This window comes from Aquabacterium sp. (genome assembly GCF_004297345.1).
GTDB lineage: Bacteria > Pseudomonadota > Gammaproteobacteria > Burkholderiales > Burkholderiaceae_C > Aquabacterium.
In genome coordinates, this window is the sequence record NZ_SCTN01000608.1 from 1 (window position 1) to 2265 (window position 2265).

Below are 2265 nucleotides of genomic sequence, written 5' to 3' on the forward strand. Positions count from 1 at the left end.
CAGGCAATATCTGGCTATATGGATTGCCTCCCACCACATCTGCGCCCAACTTGGTGAACTGAGCGTATATATCGGTGATGGATGTCTGGTAAATAGTCGGGCGGGAATGCCCGGACGCACGAGCCAGCGCGTACATCTCCCGTGAAAACGATTCACAAGAAGAAGGGTTGCACAGCGCAATCACAGTCTGAGCGTCCAGATCCAGAATCTGCTGCGCCTGCGGCTTCAAGTCGGCTGACTTGCGCTCGAAGCTTACTTTGCCAACAAGATTGATATTGGGATAAGTTTTTTTGGTCCGCTCGACGATGTACTGGTAAAGCGGATCACCAAACTTGTCGTGTTGAACCAGTACAGCCAGCTTGACCGGCGAAATTGACATGTGCTTGAGCATCTCGTCAACTTCGGTTCGGTAACTGGCCCGAACGGGAAACACCACATCACTGGCGCGCACACTGTCTGCGCCAGTAATGGGCGCAATCAAGGGCACATCGTTTTCTTGTGCGACCTTGATCACGGCTTCCGTTGGGTCGGTACCACGTGTGCCAAACAATGCCACGACCTTGCGGTCCTTGATCAAGGTTTTGGCATTACCACTGGCCTTTTCTGCAGAAAAGGCATCGTCCAGGCTGACCAGCTTCACCGGTCTGCCGCGGACACCACCGGCGGCATTCACGCGTTCCAGATATGCCAGGGCACCAGCATTGAAGTCGCGCATTTGTGCGGCTGCCACGCTCGAAAAATCAGCCGTTTGACCAATCAGGATGTCATCTGCCGCAGACGCAGCCGTGCAACACAACCCCAGAAGCGTGACGAACAACAAATGCTTCATTGCTGGAAATTCCTCAAGACATCATCAACCTGAGTGATGACATGATCAAAGCAAATATCAAGATCTGACGCAAGGTTTTGGTTGAAAACCTCGAAGACAGGCTGACACCTATAGGCGCAAAGGCCAGCCCTCCCACAATTACTGCGGCCATGCCTGCGGCAGACAACAGTGGTTCGCTCTCCGGCGACGCATTAGATAACAGCGCATGTGACAAGACATAACCTGTCACAGACAGAAATCCCACCGTTGAGCCAATGATGTTGGCTGTGGCGATGGCGTCCTTGAACCTGACACCTGCCCCGTAGACAAAGTAGGCAATCGTATACGTGCCGCCGCCCACGCCAATCAGGGCGGAGACCCCGCCAATGGCGCCACCAAAGGAGAGATCACGTATGCGAGACGGGTCACGCCGTTCATCTTGTTCTTTGACCGGCCACAGCATGACCATGGCCAGACAAAGCTGCAGTATCGCGACCAACCTCGGGCTGACGAAGGACTTTGCACCTCCTGCCAGGCAGGCCACCAACGGCGTGATGAAAAAGACCCCCATCATGAAATACCGGGCGCCAGATAACAGAACCAGACGCTCCTGCCTGGTGCGGATTCGCAATTGTTTGACAGTAGCGCCAATTGAATTGAACAAAACCGCAAACCAGGAAACAACGATGGCGTCGTGAATCACCGGTGGCCCGTACAACCAGACTAGGACAGGGACAATGACAATGCCCCCGGCCAATCCAACCAGGCCAGCTATCAAGCCTGACAGCGCACCTGCTAGCAGCAGCATAATAACATCCATCTTAAGTACCCCGTTCGTTAAATTAATTAGACCCAATACCCCTGAGTCAAGGCTTGCGCGACCGGACCCATGCTGATAAATGGTCCGAAAATCCGATAATCAAAAAAGCACCCTGCATTTGTTACCGACGGGGTTGGCAACAACGAGCTTGTAGATCTGCAACACACCCCATCACATGAGGGGTACCGATTAACGCGAACTCGCCTGACAATGCAAGCACTCCAGCATCGGCGCGGCAGATTTCAGTCCTCCCCCCTTTTGCTCAGGGTCGGCTTGGCGAAAGTAGATGTTGACGCCTGTGTGCAATCTTTAACCCATCTTGGATACTACCCAAATGGGTTAACGGATTTATGACAGACGCCCACAACTTCTGCTGTTGCGATGCCCCAATACCTGATCTGTCAGCAATACAGATCTGCGCCTGGCATTGGTTTTGATCGATCCGTACCTTTTGTTTCAAAGGTAATGGATCACATGAACACAATCATACATCTGCAACATCTCGCAGATTAATGCGCAATACCTGCATGGATATGCAGCCTGCCGTGTGTATTTCGTGCATCAAGCCCATTGAAATGAGGGTGTTCCTAGGGAAACCGACAGGAAGACAAGCCTCCAGGAATGCCTTGAATCGCTT

2 protein-coding genes are annotated in these 2265 nt (G+C 52.7%); both read right to left on the reverse strand.

What is annotated here, in order from left to right; all coding sequences use genetic code 11:
* Nucleotides 1-829: ABC transporter substrate-binding protein (locus tag EPO09_RS22045; protein WP_367200106.1), on the reverse strand; the 829-nt coding region annotated here is incomplete at its 3' end.
* Between the two features lie 13 nt (nucleotides 830-842).
* A complete protein-coding gene (locus tag EPO09_RS22050) occupies nucleotides 843-1616 on the reverse strand; it encodes a sulfite exporter TauE/SafE family protein (RefSeq protein WP_290646752.1) in 774 nt (257 codons plus the stop codon).
* Nucleotides 1617-2265 lie beyond the last annotated feature (649 nt).